14 protein-coding genes are annotated in these 18101 nt (G+C 70.4%); 11 read left to right on the forward strand and 3 right to left on the reverse strand.

What is annotated here, in order from left to right; translation table 11 throughout:
* Positions 1-8 precede the first annotated feature (8 nt).
* From nuoE to recQ, 11 genes are all read left to right on the forward strand, one after another.
* Positions 9-878, forward strand: a complete 870-nt coding sequence (gene nuoE / locus ACIRJT_RS01405; RefSeq protein ID WP_403903041.1) for an NADH-quinone oxidoreductase subunit NuoE — start codon at positions 9-11, stop codon at positions 876-878.
* Positions 875-2257: an NADH-quinone oxidoreductase subunit NuoF gene (gene nuoF / locus ACIRJT_RS01410; RefSeq protein ID WP_371625239.1), complete on the forward strand. Its 1383-nt coding sequence runs from the start codon at positions 875-877 to the stop codon at positions 2255-2257. The genes nuoE and nuoF overlap by 4 nt, the downstream gene beginning before the upstream one ends.
* Entirely contained in the window at positions 2254-4764 is a 2511-nt protein-coding gene (locus ACIRJT_RS01415) for an NADH-quinone oxidoreductase subunit G (RefSeq protein ID WP_403903044.1), read from the forward strand. Before nuoF ends, ACIRJT_RS01415 begins: the two co-directional genes overlap by 4 nt.
* Complete coding sequence (gene nuoH, locus ACIRJT_RS01420; protein WP_403903047.1) at positions 4761-6164, forward strand: NADH-quinone oxidoreductase subunit NuoH; 1404 nt, start codon at positions 4761-4763, stop codon at positions 6162-6164. Before ACIRJT_RS01415 ends, nuoH begins: the two co-directional genes overlap by 4 nt.
* Positions 6157-6852 (forward strand): NADH-quinone oxidoreductase subunit NuoI, encoded by a 696-nt coding sequence (gene nuoI, locus ACIRJT_RS01425; protein ID WP_403903050.1) that lies wholly within the window; start codon positions 6157-6159, stop codon positions 6850-6852. The genes nuoH and nuoI overlap by 8 nt, the downstream gene beginning before the upstream one ends.
* Positions 6849-7715: an NADH-quinone oxidoreductase subunit J gene (locus ACIRJT_RS01430; protein WP_403903053.1), complete on the forward strand. Its 867-nt coding sequence runs from the start codon at positions 6849-6851 to the stop codon at positions 7713-7715. Before nuoI ends, ACIRJT_RS01430 begins: the two co-directional genes overlap by 4 nt.
* Positions 7712-8011, forward strand: a complete 300-nt coding sequence (gene nuoK / locus ACIRJT_RS01435; protein WP_003967074.1) for an NADH-quinone oxidoreductase subunit NuoK — start codon at positions 7712-7714, stop codon at positions 8009-8011. Before ACIRJT_RS01430 ends, nuoK begins: the two co-directional genes overlap by 4 nt.
* A gap of 12 nt (positions 8012-8023) precedes the next feature.
* Positions 8024-9919 (forward strand): NADH-quinone oxidoreductase subunit L, encoded by a 1896-nt coding sequence (nuoL, locus tag ACIRJT_RS01440; RefSeq protein WP_403903056.1) that lies wholly within the window; start codon positions 8024-8026, stop codon positions 9917-9919.
* A gap of 4 nt (positions 9920-9923) precedes the next feature.
* The gene (locus ACIRJT_RS01445) at positions 9924-11495 is read left to right on the forward strand and encodes an NADH-quinone oxidoreductase subunit M (protein WP_403903059.1); all 1572 of its coding nucleotides are present in this window, start codon (positions 9924-9926) and stop codon (positions 11493-11495) included.
* Positions 11492-13156, forward strand: coding sequence for an NADH-quinone oxidoreductase subunit NuoN (gene nuoN, locus ACIRJT_RS01450; RefSeq protein ID WP_403903061.1), 1665 nt, complete (start codon positions 11492-11494; stop codon positions 13154-13156). The genes ACIRJT_RS01445 and nuoN overlap by 4 nt, the downstream gene beginning before the upstream one ends.
* 152 nt (positions 13157-13308) lie before the next feature.
* Positions 13309-15417 carry a DNA helicase RecQ gene (gene recQ, locus ACIRJT_RS01455; RefSeq protein WP_403904399.1) on the forward strand — a complete coding sequence of 703 codons (2109 nt, stop codon included), beginning with the start codon at positions 13309-13311 and terminating at the stop codon, positions 15415-15417.
* Between the two features lie 33 nt (positions 15418-15450).
* Here recQ and ACIRJT_RS01460 read toward each other — a convergent pair whose 3' ends face one another.
* The 3 genes from ACIRJT_RS01460 to fahA all read right to left on the reverse strand — a co-directional run bounded on the left by ACIRJT_RS01460 (position 15451) and on the right by fahA (position 18088).
* A complete protein-coding gene (locus tag ACIRJT_RS01460) occupies positions 15451-16059 on the reverse strand; it encodes a Uma2 family endonuclease (RefSeq protein ID WP_403903064.1) in 609 nt (202 codons plus the stop codon).
* 113 nt (positions 16060-16172) lie between these two features.
* Positions 16173-16862 carry a GPP34 family phosphoprotein gene (locus ACIRJT_RS01465; protein WP_403903067.1) on the reverse strand — a complete coding sequence of 230 codons (690 nt, stop codon included), beginning with the start codon at positions 16860-16862 and terminating at the stop codon, positions 16173-16175.
* Positions 16859-18088: a fumarylacetoacetase gene (fahA, locus tag ACIRJT_RS01470; protein ID WP_403903069.1), complete on the reverse strand. Its 1230-nt coding sequence runs from the start codon at positions 18086-18088 to the stop codon at positions 16859-16861. Before fahA ends, ACIRJT_RS01465 begins: the two co-directional genes overlap by 4 nt.
* Between the last annotated feature and the right edge of the window lie 13 nt (positions 18089-18101).

The raw sequence follows: 18101 nt of genomic DNA on the forward strand, positions 1-18101 counted from the left end.
GTCTGGGGATGCCGCAGCTCCCCGCCACCCCCTACCCGGCCGAGGTGCGCGCCCGGCTCGACGCGGACGCGAAGGAGGTGCTCGCCCGCTACCCCGGCAGCCGCTCCGCCCTGCTGCCGCTGCTGCACCTCGTGCAGTCGGAGGAGGGATACGTCTCCCGTACGGGCATGGCCTTCTGCGCCGAGACGCTGGACCTCACCACCGCCGAGGTCACCGCCGTCGCGACCTTCTACTCCATGTACCGGCGCAGGCCCAGCGGCGACTACCAGGTCGGCGTCTGCACCAACACCCTGTGCGCGGTCATGGGCGGCGACGCCATCTTCGACACGCTCAAGGAGCACCTCGACCTCGGCAACAACGAGACCACCGAGGACGGCAAGGTCACCCTCGAACACATCGAGTGCAACGCCGCCTGCGACTTCGCGCCCGTCGTGATGGTCAACTGGGAGTTCTTCGACAACCAGACGCCCCAGAGCGCCACGCAGCTCGTCGACGACCTGATCGCCGGCCGGACCGTCGAGCCCACCCGCGGCGCGCCGATCTGCTCGTACAAGGAGACGGCCCGCATCCTGGCCGGCTTCCCCGACGAGCGGCCCGGCGCCGTCGAGGCGACCGGCGGCGCGGGCCCCGCCTCCCTCGTCGGGCTGAAGCTCGCGAAGGGCGAGGCGCTCCCGCAGGCGCGCGTGGTCTCCCCGCGCGTCGGACAGCCCGAGGACGCGAAGCCGCAGGACGCGAAGCCCCAGGACGCACAGCCGCAGGACGCACAGCCGCACGACCCTTCGCCGACCGAGCACCTCAGCTCGCACGACGCACCGCAGCAGACCTCGGCCTCCGACCCGGAGCACCCGGCCGGGCCCGCAGCCGAGGAGGGGGAGTGATGACCTTGGCCGCCGAGATCGACCACAACGGGACGAGCCCCGAGAAGCTGCTCGCACCGGTCCTCTCCGCCTTCTGGGACCAGCCCGAATCCTGGACCCTGGACACCTACCGCCGCCACGAGGGCTACGAAGGGCTGCGCAAGGCACTCGCCATGACGCCCGACGACCTCATCGCGTACGTCAAGGACTCCGGTCTGCGCGGACGCGGCGGCGCGGGCTTCCCCACCGGGATGAAGTGGCAGTTCATCCCACAGGGCGACGGCAAACCGCACTATCTGGTGGTCAACGCCGACGAGTCGGAGCCGGGGACCTGCAAGGACATCCCTCTCCTCTTCGCCAACCCGCACAGCCTCATCGAGGGCATGGTGATCGCCTGTTACGCGATCCGTTCGTCGCACGCGTTCATCTATCTGCGCGGTGAGGTCGTCCCCGTGCTGCGACGACTGCACGAGGCCGTGCGAGAGGCGTACGAGGCGGGTTATCTGGGGACGAACATCCTGGGTTCAGGACTCGATCTGGAACTCACGGTGCACGCGGGCGCCGGTGCGTACATCTGTGGTGAGGAAACCGCGCTGCTCGACTCTCTCGAAGGACGGCGTGGCCAGCCCCGGCTGCGGCCCCCCTTCCCCGCGGTCGCCGGTCTGTACGCCTGCCCCACTGTGGTGAACAACGTCGAGTCCATCGCCTCGGTTCCCGCGATCCTGAACAAGGGCAAGGACTGGTTCAAGTCGATGGGCAGCGAGAAGTCCCCGGGCTTCACGCTCTACTCGCTCAGCGGCCACGTCACCAGCCCCGGCCAGTACGAGGCCCCGCTCGGCATCACGCTGCGCCAGCTCCTCGACATGAGCGGCGGCATCCGGGCCGGTCACCGCCTGAAGTTCTGGACACCGGGCGGCTCCTCCACCCCGATGTTCACCGAGGAGCACCTCGACGTCCCCCTCGACTACGAGGGCGTCGGCGCCGCCGGGTCCATGCTCGGCACCAAGGCGCTCCAGTGCTTCGACGAGACGACCTGCGTCGTGCGGGCCGTCACCCGCTGGACCGAGTTCTACGCCCACGAGTCCTGCGGCAAGTGCACACCCTGCCGCGAAGGCACCTACTGGCTCGTCCAGTTGCTCCGCGACATCGAGGCCGGCAAGGGCGAGATGGCCGACCTCGACAAGCTCAACGACATCGCCGACAACATCAACGGCAAGTCGTTCTGCGCGCTCGGCGACGGCGCGGCCTCGCCGATCTTCTCCTCGCTCAAGTACTTCCGCGAGGAGTACGAGCAGCACATCACGGGCAAGGGCTGCCCCTTCGATCCCGCCCGGTCCACGGCCTGGGCCGACGACAAGAACACCGACGGCAAGAACGCTCACCGGGGGGTGAACGCATGACAGTCACCACGAGTGCGCCCTCCGGGGGCGGCGAGGCGGCGATCCCGCCCGAGGACCTGGTCACGCTGACCATCGACGGCATCGAGATCAGCGTCCCCAAGGGGACCCTGGTCATCCGGGCCGCCGAGCTCCTCGGCATCGAGATCCCGCGCTTCTGCGACCACCCGCTCCTCGACCCCGCCGGCGCCTGCCGCCAGTGCATCGTCGAGGTCGAGGGCCAGCGCAAGCCGATGGCCTCCTGCACCATCACCTGCACCGACGGCATGGTCGTCAAGTCGCAGATCACCTCTCCTGTCGCCGAGAAGGCGCAGAAGGGCGTGATGGAGCTGCTGCTGATCAACCACCCGCTGGACTGCCCCGTCTGCGACAAGGGCGGCGAGTGCCCGCTCCAGAACCAGGCGATGTCGCACGGCGGCGCCGACTCCCGCTTCGAGGGCAAGAAGCGGACCTTCGAGAAGCCCGTCCCGATCTCCACCCAGGTGCTGCTGGACCGTGAGCGGTGCGTGCTCTGCGCGCGCTGCACCCGGTTCTCCAACCAGGTGGCGGGCGACCCGATGATCGAGCTGATCGAGCGTGGCGCCCTCCAGCAGGTCGGCACCGGCGTGGGCGACCCCTTCGAGTCGTACTTCTCCGGCAACACCATCCAGATCTGCCCGGTCGGCGCGCTGACCTCGGCGGCGTACCGATTCCGCTCCCGCCCCTTCGACCTCGTCTCCACGCCCTCGGTGTGCGAGCAGTGCTCGGGCGGCTGCTCGACCCGCACCGACCACCGGCGCGGCAAGGTCATGCGTCGCCTCGCGGCCAACGAGCCCGAGGTCAACGAGGAGTGGATCTGCGACAAGGGGCGGTTCGGCTTCCGTTACGCCCAGCAGCGCGACCGGCTCACCACCCCGCTGGTCCGCAACGCCGAGGGCGTCCTGGAACCGGCGAGCTGGCCCGAGGCCCTGGAAGCCGCGGCGGCCGGACTCCTCGCCGCCCGCGGCCGTACCGGCGTCCTGACCGGCGGACGGCTGACCGTCGAGGACGCCTACGCGTACAGCAAGTTCGCCCGGGTCGCCCTCGACACCAACGACGTCGACTTCCGCTCCCGGGTCCACAGCGCCGAGGAGGCCGACTTCCTGGCCGCCCGGGTCGCCGGACGCGGCCGGGACCTGGACGGCGAGGGGGTCACGTACACCGCGCTGGAGAAGGCCCCGTCGGTCCTGCTCGTCGGGTTCGAGTCCGAGGAGGAGGCGCCCGGCGTCTTCCTGCGGCTGCGCAAGGCCCACCGCAAGAGCGGCCAGAAGACCTTCGCCCTCGCCTCGCACGCCACCCGGGGCCTGGTGAAGGCGGGCGGCACGCTGCTGCCCGCCGCGCCCGGCACCGAGACCGAGTGGCTGGACGCGCTCGCGGGCGGCGTCGGCCTGGAAGCCGAAGGGGCCGCCGCGGCCGAGGCGCTCCGCGGTGAGCACTCCCTGATCATCGTCGGCGAACGGCTCGCCGGGGTGCCCGGTGCGCTGTCCGCGGCCGTCCGTACCGCCACCGCCACCGGCGCACGCCTGGTGTGGATCCCGCGCCGGGCGGGCGACCGGGGCGCGGTGGAGGCGGGCGCGCTCCCCACCCTGCTGCCCGGCGGCCGCCCGGCCACCGACCCGCGGGCCCGCGAGGAGGTCGCGGAGCTGTGGCGCGTGGCCGAACTGCCCACCCGCCACGGCCGCGACACCGGCCAGATCGTCGAGGCCGCGGCCACCGGCGAACTGGGCGCGCTGCTCGTCGCCGGGGTCGGCGTCGAGGACCTGCCCGACCCGAACCGCGCCATCCAGGCGCTGAACGAGGTCGGCTTCCTGGTCTCCCTGGAGCTGCGGCCGAGCGCGGTCTCCGCCCGGGCGGACGTGGTCTTCCCGGTCGCCGCCGTCGCGGAGAAGTCCGGCACCTTCCTCAACTGGGAGGGCCGGGCCCGGATGTTCCAGGCGGCGCTGAAGCCGGAGCAGATGCCCCGGACGCTGGCGCCGACGGACTCCCGGGTGCTGCACATGCTGGCCGACGCCATGGACGTGCACTTCGCCCTGCCGGACCTGACCGCCGCCCGCCGCGAGCTGGACCGGCTCGGCGGCTGGGAGGGCGGCCACGCCCAGGACCCGCGCGAGAGCGCGCAGCCGCTGCCCCGGCCCGGCGACGGCGAGGCGGTCCTCGCGGGCCACCGGATGCTGCTCGACCTCGGTCGGCTCCAGGACGGCGACACCGCGCTCGCCGGGACCCGGCACGCGGCCGTCGCCCGGCTCTCGGCGGTCACCGCCGCCGAATCCGGCGTCAAGGACGGCGACCTGCTCGCCGTCACCGGCCCCGCGGGCACCGTCGAACTGCCCCTCGCGGTCACCGACATGCCGGACCGGGTGGTCTGGGTGCCGCTGAACTCGGTGGGGCGCGGCATCCCCGCCGACACCGGCGCGAACCCCGGCGGCCTGGTGCGGATCGGCCCCGCCGCCGCTCCGGGTGCTCCCGTCGAACCATCGGAGGTACGAGCGTGACTGGCCTCGCCGCACTCACGACGGCGCCCGAGGGCGTCGTCCTCGCCGCCGAGGATCTCTCGATGTTCGGCACCGACCCCTGGTGGCTCGTCGTCATCAAGGCGGTCTTCTGCTTCGCGTTCCTGATGCTGACCGTGCTGTTCTCCATCGTGTGGGAGCGCAAGGTCGTCGCCTGGATGCAGCTGCGCATCGGCCCCAACCGCAACGGCCCCTGGGGCATGCTCCAGTCGCTCGCCGACGGCATGAAGCTCATGCTGAAGGAAGACGTCATCGTCAAGCGGGCCGACAAGGTCGTCTACATCCTGGCTCCGATCATCGCCGCGATCCCGGCGTTCATGGCGATCGCGGTCATCCCGTTCGGCCCCGCCGACAACCAGGTGTCGATCTTCGGGCACCGCACGACGATGCAGCTGACCGACCTCCCGATCGCGATGCTCTACATCCTCGCGGTCGCCTCGGTCGGCATCTACGGCCTCGTGCTGGCGGGCTGGTCCTCCGGATCGACCTACCCGCTGCTCGGCGGTCTGCGCTCCTGCGCCCAGATGATCAGCTACGAGATCGCGATGGGCGCCGCGTTCGCCTCGGTGTTCCTCTACTCCGGGTCGATGTCGACCTCGGCGATCGTGGAGGCGCAGGCGGACCGGTGGTTCGTCATCCTGTTGCCGGTCTCCTTCATCATCTACATCATCACGATGGTCGGGGAGACGAACCGGGCGCCGTTCGACATGCCGGAGTCCGAGGGCGACCTCGTCGGAGGGTTCAACACCGAGTACTCCTCGATCAAGTTCGCGATGTTCATGCTCGCCGAGTACGTCAACATGGTCACCGTCTCCGCGGTCTCCGTGACCCTCTTCCTGGGCGGCTGGCGGGCTCCTTACCCGATCAGCACCTTCTGGGAGGGCGCGAACCAGGGCTGGTGGCCGATGCTCTGGTTCGTCCTCAAGGTCCAACTGCTGCTGTTCTTCTTCATCTGGCTGCGCGGCACCCTGCCCCGGGTCCGCTACGACCAGCTGATGAAGCTCGGCTGGAAGGTCCTCATCCCGGTCTCCGTGGTCTGGCTGATGCTCGTCGCCACCGTCCGCGCCCTGCGCAACGAGGGCTACGACTTCTCCCGGATCGTGCTGTACGTCGGTGCGGCGGTGATCGCGATCCTGCTGATCTCGTTCGTCGTCGACATGTTCCGCGATCGCAGGAACCGGACCGAGGAGGAAGCGGCCGGACCGGAGCCCGCCTTCGACCCGATGGCGGGCGGGTTCCCGGTGCCACCGCTGCCCGGACAGACCCTGCCGCCGGTGCCCAGGCGCACACCACGACGGGAGCGCGAGCTCGTTGTCAGTGGTGGACCGGATACTCAGAGTGACGGAAACGCGAGTGACGGAAAGGAGGCCGGCGGTGTCTGAGAAACCAGAGCTCACGGGCTCATCGGGATCCGCTGGGTCCTCGGGCCGGGCGGGGGAGTCGGGGGACAAGTTCCAGAACCCCGTGGCCGGCTTCGGCGTGACCTTCAAGGCCATGTTCAAGAAGCGGCTCACCGAGCAGTATCCCGAGACGCCGAAGGTGACGGCGCCCCGCTTCCACGGCCGCCACCAGCTCAACCGCCACCCGGACGGCCTGGAGAAGTGCGTCGGCTGCGAGCTGTGCGCCTGGGCCTGTCCGGCCGACGCGATCTACGTGGAGGGCGCGGACAACACCGAGGAGGAGCGCTACTCCCCGGGAGAGCGCTACGGCCGCGTCTACCAGATCAACTACGCGCGCTGCATCCTGTGCGGACTCTGCATCGAGGCCTGCCCCACCCGGGCGCTGACGATGACGAACGAGTTCGAGCTGGCCAACACCACCCGCGAGAGCCTCATCTACACCAAGGACGAGCTGCTCGCGGGCCTGGAGGAAGGCATGGTCGACAGCCCGCACTCGATCTTCCCCGGCACGGACGAGCAGGACTACTACCGGGGAGTAGTCACCGAGGCGGCGCCCGGCACGGTCCGTCAGACGGCCGTGTCCAAGGGCGAGGGCGACAAGCCCGACGAGGACCCCATCGAGTCCACGCACGCCGCCGACGCCCGGCAGGACAAGGGGGTGGGGGCGTGAACGCGCTGGCCGCAGCCACCACCACCTCGACCGGCGAGGCCATCCAGTTCTGGATCCTCGGCACCGTCGCCGTGATCGGCGCGCTCTCCACGGTCCTGCTGAAGCGGGCCGTGCACAGTGCGCTCTCGCTCGCCGGCACCATGATCGTCCTGGCGGTGTTCTACCTCGCCAACGGGGCGTATTTCCTCGGCATCGTCCAGATCGTCGTCTACACCGGCGCGATCATGATGCTGTTCCTCTTCGTCGTCATGCTCGTCGGCGTCACCGCCGCCGACTCCCTCAAGGAGACCCTCAAGGGCCAGCGCTGGCTGGCCCTCGGGTGCTCCCTCGGATTCGGCATCCTGCTGATCGCGGGCATCGGCAACGCCTCGCTGTCCACGTTCAACGGGCTCGGCGCCGCCAACGCCGCGCACGGCGGCAACATCGAGGGGCTCGCCAACCTCATCTTCACCAAGTACGTCTTCGCCTTCGAGATCACCGGCGCCCTGCTGATCACCGCGACGGTCGGCGCGATGGTGCTCACGCACCGCGAGCGCACCGAACGGGCCAAGACCCAGCGGGAGATGTCCGAGGAGCGCGTGCGCGGCAAGCACCTCCCGCCGCTCCCCGCACCCGGCGTCTACGCCCGGCACAACGCGGTGGACATCCCCGGCCTGCTCCCCGACGGCACGCCGTCCGAGCTGACCGTCATGCAGACGCTGCGCCGACGCGGCCAGATCCGTGACGTCTCACAGCAGTCCCTCGCCGATCTCAAGGCACTGGAACAGCGCTCCGGGGAGCGGCTCGGACGCGAGGACGCGGACGCCGCGGCACGCGAAGCCAACCCCTCGTCCGCGGCGGAGAATTCGGAGGCCGCCAAGTGAACCCGGTCAACTACCTCTACCTCGCGGCCCTGCTGTTCGCGATCGGCGCCTCCGGGGTGCTGGTCCGGCGGAACGCGATCGTGGTGTTCATGTGCGTCGAGCTGATGCTCAACGCCTGCAATCTGGCGCTCGTCACATTCTCCCGGATGCACGGCAACCTCGACGGGCAGATCGTCGCGTTCTTCACGATGGTCGTCGCCGCCGCGGAAGTCGTCGTCGGACTCGCGATCATCGTGTCGTTGTTCCGCTCCCGCCACTCGGCCTCGGTCGACGACGCCAGCCTGATGAAGCTGTAAGGGGTCGGAAACGTGGAGAACCTGATTGCGCTGCTCGTCGCGGCGCCCCTGCTCGGAGCGGCGGTCCTGCTCTGCGGCGGACGCCGGCTGGACAAGACCGGCCACTGGCTCGGCACCGTCCTCGCCGGAGCCTCGTTCGTCGTCGGACTGATCCTGTTCACCGACATGCTGGGGAAGGACGCCGAGGACCGGGCCCTGCACCAGCACCTGTTCAGCTGGATTCCGGTGGAAGGCTTCCAGGCCGACATCGCCTTCCAGCTCGACCAGTTGTCGATGACGTTCGTCCTGCTCATCACCGGTGTGGGCACGCTGATCCACATCTACTCCATCGGTTACATGGAGCACGACGAGCGCAGGCGCCGCTTCTTCGGCTATCTCAACCTGTTCCTCGCGGCGATGCTCATCCTGGTCATCGCCGACAACTACCTCCTGCTGTACGTCGGGTGGGAGGGCGTCGGTCTGGCGTCGTTCCTGCTCATCGGCTTCTGGCAGCACAAGCCCACCGCGGCCACCGCCGCGAAGAAGGCCTTCCTGGTCAACCGGGTCGGTGACATGGGCCTGTCGATCGCCATCATGCTGATGTTCACCACCTTCGGCACCTTCGCCTTCGGGCCGGTGCTGGAGTCGGCGGGCGAGACGAGCCAGGGCAAGCTGACCGCCATCGGGCTGATGCTGCTGCTGGCCGCCTGCGGCAAGTCGGCCCAGGTGCCGCTGCAGTCCTGGCTCGGCGACGCGATGGAGGGCCCGACCCCGGTCTCCGCCCTCATCCACGCCGCGACCATGGTCACCGCGGGCGTCTATCTGATCGTCCGCTCCGGCGCGATCTTCAACGCCGCCCCGGACGCGCAGATGGTCGTCGTCATCGTCGGCGCGGTCACGCTGATCTTCGGTGCGATCGTCGGTTGCGCGAAGGACGACATCAAGAAGGCCCTCGCCGGCTCGACGATGTCGCAGATCGGCTACATGATCCTGGCCGCGGGCCTCGGCCCCATCGGCTACATCTTCGCGATCATGCACCTGGTGACGCACGGCTTCTTCAAGGCCGGGCTCTTCCTCGGCGCGGGCTCCGTCATGCACGGCATGAACGACGAGGTCGACATGCGCAAGTACGGCGGCCTGCGGAAGTACATGCCGGTCACCTTCGTCACCTTCGGCCTCGGCTATCTGGCGATCATCGGTTTCCCCGGCCTGTCCGGCTTCTTCTCCAAGGACAAGATCATCGAGGCGGCCTTCGCCAAGGGCGGCACCGAGGGATGGATCCTCGGCTCCGTTGCCCTGCTGGGCGCCGCGATCACCGCGTTCTACATGACGCGCGTGATGCTGATGACCTTCTTCGGCGAGAAGCGCTGGCAGCCGGACGCGGAAGGCCATGAGCCGCACCCGCACGAGTCCCCGAAGTCGATGACGATCCCGATGATCGTGCTGGCCTTCGGCTCGGTCTTCGCCGGCGGGTTCTTCGCGATCGGCGACCGGTTCGTCAACTGGCTGGAGCCCGTCACCGGTTACGACCACGGGCACTCCCCGCTGAGCGCGGCGACGGTCACCGGAGCCACCGTGGTGGCCCTGGTCGTCGGCGTCGGCATCGCCTGGGCGATGTACGGCCGCAAGCCGGTTCCGCTGGTCGCCCCGCGCGGCTCGGTCCTCACCCGGGCCGCCCGCCGCGATCTCCTCCAGGACGACTTCAACCACGTGGTCCTGGTCCGCGGCGGCGAGCACCTCACCCGCTCGCTGGTCTACGTGGACCACTCCCTGGTCGACGGCGTCGTCAACGGCACAGCCGCCTCGGTCGGCGGACTCTCCGGCCGGCTGCGCAAGCTGCAGAACGGCTACGCCCGCACCTACGCGGTCTCGATGTTCGGCGGTACGGCGGTCGTCATCGCCGCGACCCTGCTGATGAGGGCGGTCTGATCACATGTCCTTTCCCCTCCTGACCGCGACGGCGGCGCTCCCGGCGATCGGTGCCATCGCCACCGCCGCCGTCCCCGCCGCGCGGCGCACCGCGGCCAAATGGCTCGCGCTGCTCTTCTCGCTCGGCACGCTCGTTCTGGCGGCCGTCGTCTTCCTCCGCTTCGAACCGGGCGGCGACCGCTACCAGCTCACCGAGTCCCGGGCCTGGATCGCCGACTTCGGCGTCCGCTACGAACTGGGCGTGGACGGCATCGGGGTGGCGCTCCTCGGCCTCACCGCGCTGCTGATCCCGTTCGTCATCGTGGCCGGCTGGAACGACGCCGATCCTCTGGAGACGAAGTCCTCGCGCTGGCGTCCGACGCAGGGCTTCTTCGCCCTGATCCTCATGGTCGAGGCCATGGTGATCCTGTCGTTCACCGCGACCGACGTCTTCCTCTTCTACATCCTGTTCGAAGCCATGCTCATCCCGATGTACTTCCTCATCGGAGGCTTCGGCGACCGGGCGCACGCGGGCACCGACGAGAACGCCGCGACCCAGCGTTCGTACGCGGCGGTCAAGTTCCTCCTCTACAACCTGGCCGGCGGGCTGATCATGCTGGCCGCCGTCATCGGGCTGTACGTGGTCGCGGGCAGCTTCTCGCTCTCCGAGATCGCCGAGGCCCGTGCCAACGGCTCCCTGGAGATGGCGACCAGCACCGAGCGGTGGCTGTTCCTCGGATTCTTCTTCGCCTTCGCGGTGAAGGCCCCGCTGTGGCCGCTGCACACCTGGCTGCCCAACGCGATGGGCGAGGCCACCGCCCCGGTCGCCGTGCTGATCACCGCGATCGTCGACAAGGTCGGCACCTTCGCGATGCTCCGCTTCTGCCTCGGGCTCTTCCCGGAGGCCAGCAAGTGGGCGACGCCGGTGGTCATCACCCTGGCGCTCGTCTCCATCGTCTACGGGGCGTTGCTCGCGGTCGGCCAGCGCGACATCAAGCGGCTCATCGCCTACGCCTCGATCTCGCACTTCGGCTTCATCATCCTGGGCATCTTCGCGATGACCAGCCAGGGCCAGTCGGGCGCCACGCTCTACATGGTCAACCACGGGATCTCGACGGCCGCGCTGCTGCTGGTCGCCGGATTCCTCATCACCCGGCGCGGATCACGGCTCATCGCGGACTACGGCGGGGTGCAGAAGGTCGCCCCCGTGCTGGCCGGGACGTTCCTCATCGGCGGGCTCGCCACCCTGTCGCTGCCCGGACTCGCCCCGTTCGTCAGTGAGTTCCTGGTCCTCGTCGGCACGTTCAGCGCGTATCCGGTGGCCGGCATCATCGCCACCTCCGGCATCGTGCTCGCCGCGCTCTACGTCCTGGTCCTCTACCAGCGCACGATGACCGGCCCGGTGAAGGAATCGGTCCGGTCCATGCCGGACCTCAAGGCCCGGGAGCTGGCGGTCGCGCTTCCGCTGATCGCCGTGCTGATCTTCCTGGGCGTCTTCCCGAAGCCGCTCACCGAGGTCGTCAACCCGGCGGTGGAGCACACCATGTCCGACGTACAGAAGAAGGACCCCCAGCCCGAGGTGGAGGCCGCCAAGTGAGCGCAACAGCTGTCCACAGCCTGTGGACGACGGCGAGCGGGGTGACATCGGCGGCACCGGGCAACTCGTTCACGGCGCCGAAGATCGAGTACACCCAGCTGATGCCGGTCCTGATCATCGTGGTCGCCGCCGTCCTGGGCATCCTGGTGGAGGCCTTCGTGCCGCGCCGGGCCCGCTACCACGCCCAGCTCTTCCTCACCGTGGTGGCGGTCGCCGCCTCGTTCGCCGCGATCGTCGGCCTCGCGGCCGGCGGATACGGCACCACGGACGCCGGGATCGTGGCCATGGGCGCCATCGCGATCGACGGCCCCACCCTGTTCCTCCAGGGCACCATTCTCCTGGTCGCGATGGTGGCGGTGTTCACCTTCGCCGAACGCCGGCTCGACCCCGGCAGCAACGGCAACCGGGTCGACTCGTTCGCCGCGCAGGCCGGTTCCGTACCGGGCGGCGAGGGCGAGAAGGCCGCGGTGCGGGCCGGGTTCACCACCACCGAGGTCTTCCCGCTCCTGCTCTTCTCGGTGGCGGGGCTGCTGGTCTTCCCGGCCGCCAACGACCTGCTGACCCTCTTCATCGCGCTGGAAGTCTTCTCGCTCCCGCTCTACCTCCTGTGCGCCGTCGCCCGCCGCAAGCGGCTGATGTCGCAGGAGGCGGCCGTGAAGTACTTCCTGCTCGGGGCGTTCTCCTCGGCGTTCCTGCTCTTCGGGATCGCCCTCCTCTACGGCTACTCCGGCTCCCTCGGGTACGCGGAGATCGCCAACGTCGTCGACGGTTCGGTCCTGGAGATCGACCCGGCCCTCGCCGACACCATGGGCAACGACGCACTGCTGCTCATCGGCGGCGCGATGATCCTGACCGGCCTGCTCTTCAAGGTCGGCGCGGTCCCGTTCCACATGTGGACCCCGGACGTCTACCAGGGCGCCCCGACCCCGGTGACCGGCTTCATGGCCGCCGCGACGAAGGTCGCCGCGTTCGGCGCTCTGCTGCGCCTGCTGTACGTGGCGCTGCCGGGCCTCGCCTGGGACCTGCGGCCGGTCATGTGGGCGGTGGCCATCGTCACGATGCTGGGCGGCGCGATCGTCGCGATCACCCAGACCGACATCAAGCGGCTGCTGGCCTACTCCTCGATCGCGCACGCGGGCTTCATCCTCGCGGGTGTCATCGCGGCCAGCCCGGAGGGCATCTCCTCGGTCCTCTTCTACCTGCTGGCCTACTCCTTCGTGACGGTCGGCGCGTTCGCCGTCGTCACCCTGGTGCGGGACGCGGGCGGCGAGGCCACCCACCTGTCGAAGTGGGCCGGGCTCGGCCGCCGCTCGCCGCTGGTCGCCGCGGTCTTCGCGGTGTTCCTGCTGGCCTTCGCGGGCATCCCGCTGACCTCCGGGTTCTCCGGGAAGTTCGCGGTGTTCAAGGCGGCCGCCGAGGGCGGGGCCGGCGCGCTGGTCGTCGTCGGTGTGCTCTCCTCGGCCGTCGCGGCGTTCTTCTACATCCGCGTGATCGTCCTGATGTTCTTCAGCGAGCCGAAGGCGGACGGCCCCACGGTCGCCGTCCCGTCCCCGCTGACCATGACGACGATCGCGGTCGGCGTCGCCGTCACCCTGGTGCTGGGCCTGGCCCCGCAGTACTTCCTGGACCTGGCGAGCCAGGCGGGAGTGTTCGTGCGGTAGCCCGCGCAGTACGCGGGTCAGCAGCGCCGGACGGTCGGTTATCCACAGACCGTCCGGCGTTGTCGTTGCCTCCGCCTATCGTGGACGGGGACGAGCAGGACGGACAGGGCCGGGCGTGCGGACCCGCGAGGGACAGAGCATTGGGCGTGACCATGGATGAGACCACCGGGACGGTGACCGGAACCGACACCGACGCGGGCGGCGAGAGCGAGGCGCGGCGGACACTGCACCGCGTCTTCGGGTACGAGTCGTTCCGCGGCGAGCAGGGCGCGGTCATCGAGCATGTGGTGGCGGGCGGCGACGCGGTCGTGCTCATGCCCACCGGCGGTGGAAAGTCCCTCTGCTACCAGATCCCGTCCCTGGTCAGGCGGGGCACCGGCGTCGTCGTCTCCCCGCTGATCGCCCTCATGCAGGACCAGGTCGACGCCCTGCGGGCGCTCGGCGTCCGGGCCGGCTTCATGAACTCCACGCAGGACTTCGACGAGCGCCGCTCGATGGAGGCGCAGTTCCTCGCGGGCGAGCTGGACGTGCTCTACCTGGCGCCGGAGCGGCTGCGCCTGGACTCCACCCTCTCCCTGCTGGCCCGGGGCGAGATCTCCGTCTTCGCGATCGACGAGGCGCACTGCGTCGCCCAGTGGGGCCACGACTTCCGCCCCGACTATCTGGCCCTGTCCGTGCTCGGCGAGCGCTGGCCGGACGTGCCGCGCATCGCCCTGACGGCGACCGCGACCCACGCCACGCACGAGGAGATCACCCGCCGCCTCGGCATGCCGGACGCGAAGCACTTCGTCGCGAGCTTCGACCGGCCGAACATCCAGTACCGGATCGTGCCGAAGTCCGAGCCCAAGAAGCAGCTGCTCTCCTTCCTCAAGGAGGAGCACGCCGGGGACGCGGGCATCGTCTACTGCCTCTCGCGCAACTCCACGGAGAAGATCGCGGAGTACCTCTGCCGCAACGGCGTGGAGGCCGTGCCCTACCACGCGGGCCTGGACGCCTCCACGCGCGCCACCCACCAGGCGCGCTTCCTCCGCGAGGAGGGGCTCGTCGTCGTCGCGACGATCGCGTTCGGCATGGGCATCGACAAGCCGGACGTCCGCTTCGTCGCCCATGTCGACCTCCCCAAGTCCGTCGAGGGGTACTACCAGGAGACCGGCCGCGCGGGCCGTGACGGGGAGCCGTCGACGGCCTGGATGGCGTACGGGCTCCAGGACGTCGTCCAGCAGCGCAAGCTCATCCAGGGCGGCGAGGGCGACGAGGCGTTCCGCCGCCGGGCCGCCTCCCATCTGGACTCGATGCTGGCCCTGTGCGAGACGGTCCAGTGCCGGCGGGCCCAGCTGCTGACCTACTTCGGCCAGGAACCCACGGCCCCCGCCTGCGGCAACTGCGACACCTGCCTGACCCCGCCGGAGACCTGGGACGGCACGGTCGTCTCGCAGAAGCTGCTCTCCACGGTGGTGCGGCTGAAGCGCGAACGGAACCAGAAGTTCGGCGCGGGCCAGATCATCGACATCCTGCTGGGCCGCAAGACCGCCAAGGTCATCCAGTTCGACCACGACCAGCTCTCCGTCTTCGGCATCGGCGAGGAGCTGGCGGAGGCGGAGTGGCGCGGGGTGGTGCGCCAGCTGCTGGCGCAGGGGCTGCTCGCGGTCGAGGGGGAGTACGGCACGCTGGTCCTGACCGACGAGAGCGCGACAGTCCTCGGCCGGGAGCGGGACGTGCTGCTCCGCAAGGAGCCGAAGAAGCCGACGACCCGGTCGTCGTCCTCGGTCGGCGGAGCCAAGGGAGCCAAGGGCAAGGCGGCCGCCGCCGATCTCCCCGAGTCCGCCGTCCCGGTCTTCGAGGCGCTGCGCGCCTGGCGCGGGGCGACGGCGAAGGAGCAGGGCGTCCCGGCGTACGTCATCTTCCACGACGCCACGCTGAGGGAGATCGCGACGCTGCACCCGAGCTCTCTCGCGGAGCTGGGCGGCGTCAGCGGCCTGGGCGAGAAGAAGCTCGCGACCTACGGGGAGGGTGTGCTGGAGGTCCTGGCGCAGACGTCCCCGGGGGCGGCGGAGACTCCCGCCCCGGCGGACCCGGCTCCCGCAGCCGCTCCCGCGGCTCCCGTGCCCGCGTCGCGCCCTGCGGCGGCGCCTGCGGCCCCGGCTCGCACGAAGGCCCAGGCCCGTACGCAAGCCTCGCCCCCGGCCCGTACGCAAGCCCCCGCCCCGCAGCACGGCGACCCCGAGTTCGGCTGGGACGAGGAGCCGCCCGAGTACGAGTGAGGCGTACCGGGCGGTGAGGCAGGGCGGCGGGACCTATCCCAGGTCCGCCGCCCGGCGGCGGGGCGTGATCGCCGTGAGGTCCAGGTCGACGGGGAAGGGCACCGACACCTTCATCCGGTCGTGGAAGATCCCCGTCGAGGTGTACGCGCCGGTGGCCGGCTCACGCTCGAAGACGTACACCACGGCACGCCCGTCGTGGTTCTCCACCCGCCAGTAATGGGGGATCCTCGCGCGGGCGTACTTCACGGGCTTGGTTTCCCGGTCCCGCGACCGGGACTCGGGCGAGACGACCTCGATGGCCAGGCGCACCGACTCGGCGGGGAACCGGGTCTGGTTCGGGTCCTGGATGATGTCACCGTCGATGACGATCACATCGGGCTCGGGCCGGTTGTAGCGGTCGATGTCGATGGTGAACTCGCGCACGACCTCCAGCTCGGGCGGAGCCAAGGACTGCAGCTGCCACTCGAAGAAGCTGACCGCTCGCGAATGGAAAAGGGTCTGCGGACTCACGAAAACGAGGCTCCCGTCGATCAGCTCCGTGTGCGGAGGCAGATTCGGGAGTGTGTCCAGGTCATCGGCGGTCCAGCCGCCCTCGGGCGGGACCGCCCACCGCGGCTCGGAGGCCTCGGGTTCGATGCTCATCATTGCTCCCATGGGGAGGAGTCTCGCGGGCCCGACCAGCGTATCCGCCGGGAACCGAACGAGGCTCCCCCGAGCGTGTGAACGCCTCGCGCACCGCTGACCGGCCCGCTCTCCTAGTCCCCGTCCCCGCCGCTCCCGCCGCCCCCTCCGCTGTAGCCGCTCCAGCCGTTGCCGGTCTCGTTCTGCTTCACGTTGTAACGGACGGCCACGGCGGTCCACTCGGAGCGCCGCATGACCTTCATGACCGTCCGGCCCGTGCGGCCGAGGCGGGTCAGGTCGCCGGCCAGGCCGATGGCGGAGGCCAGGGAGGCCAGCACCCGGTCGCGGTGGTCCGGGTACCCTGCCGCCTCGGCCGCCGCGAAGCGGTCGAGGACGCCCCGCGAGAGGTCCGGCACGCCCGGGAAGTGGCGGTGGTACGAGATGACGCCGAGGAAGCGGTGGGTCCTCCGGGACAGGACGGAGCGCTCGACCAGGGAGTCCAGGTACTTCTCCTGTACGTACCGGTCGTAGTCGCCCACCCAGCGCCGGGCGCGGATCCCCGGGCGGCGGCGGCCCTTGGCCGGAGGGTCCAGGGTCCGGAGCATGGCGGCGAGGAGAGGGTCGGCCGGGTCCAGCGGGTTCACCACCTGGACCCGGCCGCCCTCCTCCCGAATCCGGCCCTGGATCTCCAGCTCCGCGAGAACGGCCCCGGCGGTCCCGTACGCCAGATCGCGGGCGTTGCACGTCGGCTTCCCCCGGTCCGGATCCAGGGCGAGCAGGATCAACTCCTCGGGCAGCGTCAGCGCGGGGGCGTCATGCGTCATCGTGCGGTGACGATCCTTCCGGTCACGTCGCCGAGGCCCACGCGGGTGCCGTGCGGACCGGGGGCCCAGGCGGTCAGCGTGACCGTGTCGCCGTCCTCCAGGAACGTCCGCTTGCCCTCGGGGAGTTCGAGCGCGTCGCGGCCGTTCCAGGTCAGCTCCAGGAGCGAGCCGCGCTGGGCGGGCTCGGGGCCGCTGACAGTACCGGAGCCGTACAGGTCGCCGGTGCGCAGCGACGCGCCGTTCACCGTCATATGGGCGAGCTGCTGGGCGGCCGTCCAGTACATCGAGGCGAACGGCGGTTCGGCGACGACCCGGCCGTTGATCTCGACGGTGATGCGGATGTCGAAGCCGCCCGGCTCCTCGTCCTCGGCGTCGTCGAGATAGGGCAGGAGCGGGAAGTCGCGGGCCGGGGGTGCGGTGCGGGCCGCGTCCAGGGCCTCCAGCGGGGTGACCCAGGCGGAGACGGAGGTGGCGAAGGACTTGCCGAGGAACGGGCCGAGCGGCACGTACTCCCAGGCCTGGAGGTCGCGGGCGGACCAGTCGTTGAGGAGTGAGAGGCCGAAGACGTGCTCGCGGAAGTCGGCCAGCGGCACCGGCGTGCCGTGCGCGGAGGGGACGCCGACGACGAAGCCGACCTCGGCCTCGATGTCGAGCTTCACCGAGGGTCCGAAGACGGGGGCCGGGTCGGCGGGGGCCTTGCGCTGGCCGCTGGGGCGTACCACGTCGGTGCCGGAGACCACGACGGTGCCGGAGCGGCCGTGGTAGCCGATCGGCAGGTGCTTCCAGTTGGGGGTGAGCGCGTCGCCGTCCGGCCGGAAGATCCGGCCGACGTTGGTGGCGTGGTGCTCGCTGGCGTAGAAGTCGACGTAGTCCGCGACCTCGTACGGCAGGTGCAGGGTCACCGCGTCCACCGGGTGCAGCAGCGGCTCGATGTCCGCGCGGTGGGCGGGGACCGTCAGCCAGGCGGTGAGCGCGCGGCGCACGTCCCGCCAGGCGGTGCGGCCCGCCGCGAGCAGCGGCGTCAGGCTCGGCTGCGCGAGCAGCCCCGCGTAGGGGGAGCCCAGCGCGTGGGCGGCGGCCCCGGCGTCCAGGACGTGGTTGCCGATGCGGACGCCGACCCGGCGGTCGTCGGGGTGGTCGGGGGTGGAGAACACACCGTACGGAAGGTTGTGCGGGCCGAAGGGGTCGCCCTCGGCCAGATCGAGCGGACTGCTCTGCTCGGGCATGTGGTGCTGCCTC

The organism is Streptomyces sp. NPDC102283, from assembly GCF_044766265.1.
In the GTDB taxonomy this organism is placed as follows: domain Bacteria; phylum Actinomycetota; class Actinomycetes; order Streptomycetales; family Streptomycetaceae; genus Streptomyces.

Excerpts from the sequence above, each read along its gene's own strand:
- ACIRJT_RS01465 (WP_403903067.1), bottom strand. The coding sequence starts at position 16,862 with ATGACGCATGACGCCCCCGCGCTGACGCTGCCCGAGGAGTTGATCCTG.
- ACIRJT_RS01460 (WP_403903064.1), bottom strand. The coding sequence starts at position 16,059 with ATGAGCATCGAACCCGAGGCCTCCGAGCCGCGGTGGGCGGTCCCGCCC.
- ACIRJT_RS01415 (WP_403903044.1), top strand. The coding sequence starts at position 2,254 with ATGACAGTCACCACGAGTGCGCCCTCCGGGGGCGGCGAGGCGGCGATC.
- ACIRJT_RS01445 (WP_403903059.1), top strand. The coding sequence starts at position 9,924 with ATGTCCTTTCCCCTCCTGACCGCGACGGCGGCGCTCCCGGCGATCGGT.
- nuoE (WP_403903041.1), top strand. The coding sequence starts at position 9 with ATGCCGCAGCTCCCCGCCACCCCCTACCCGGCCGAGGTGCGCGCCCGG.
- fahA (WP_403903069.1), bottom strand. The coding sequence starts at position 18,088 with ATGCCCGAGCAGAGCAGTCCGCTCGATCTGGCCGAGGGCGACCCCTTC.
- recQ (WP_403904399.1), top strand. The coding sequence starts at position 13,309 with ATGGATGAGACCACCGGGACGGTGACCGGAACCGACACCGACGCGGGC.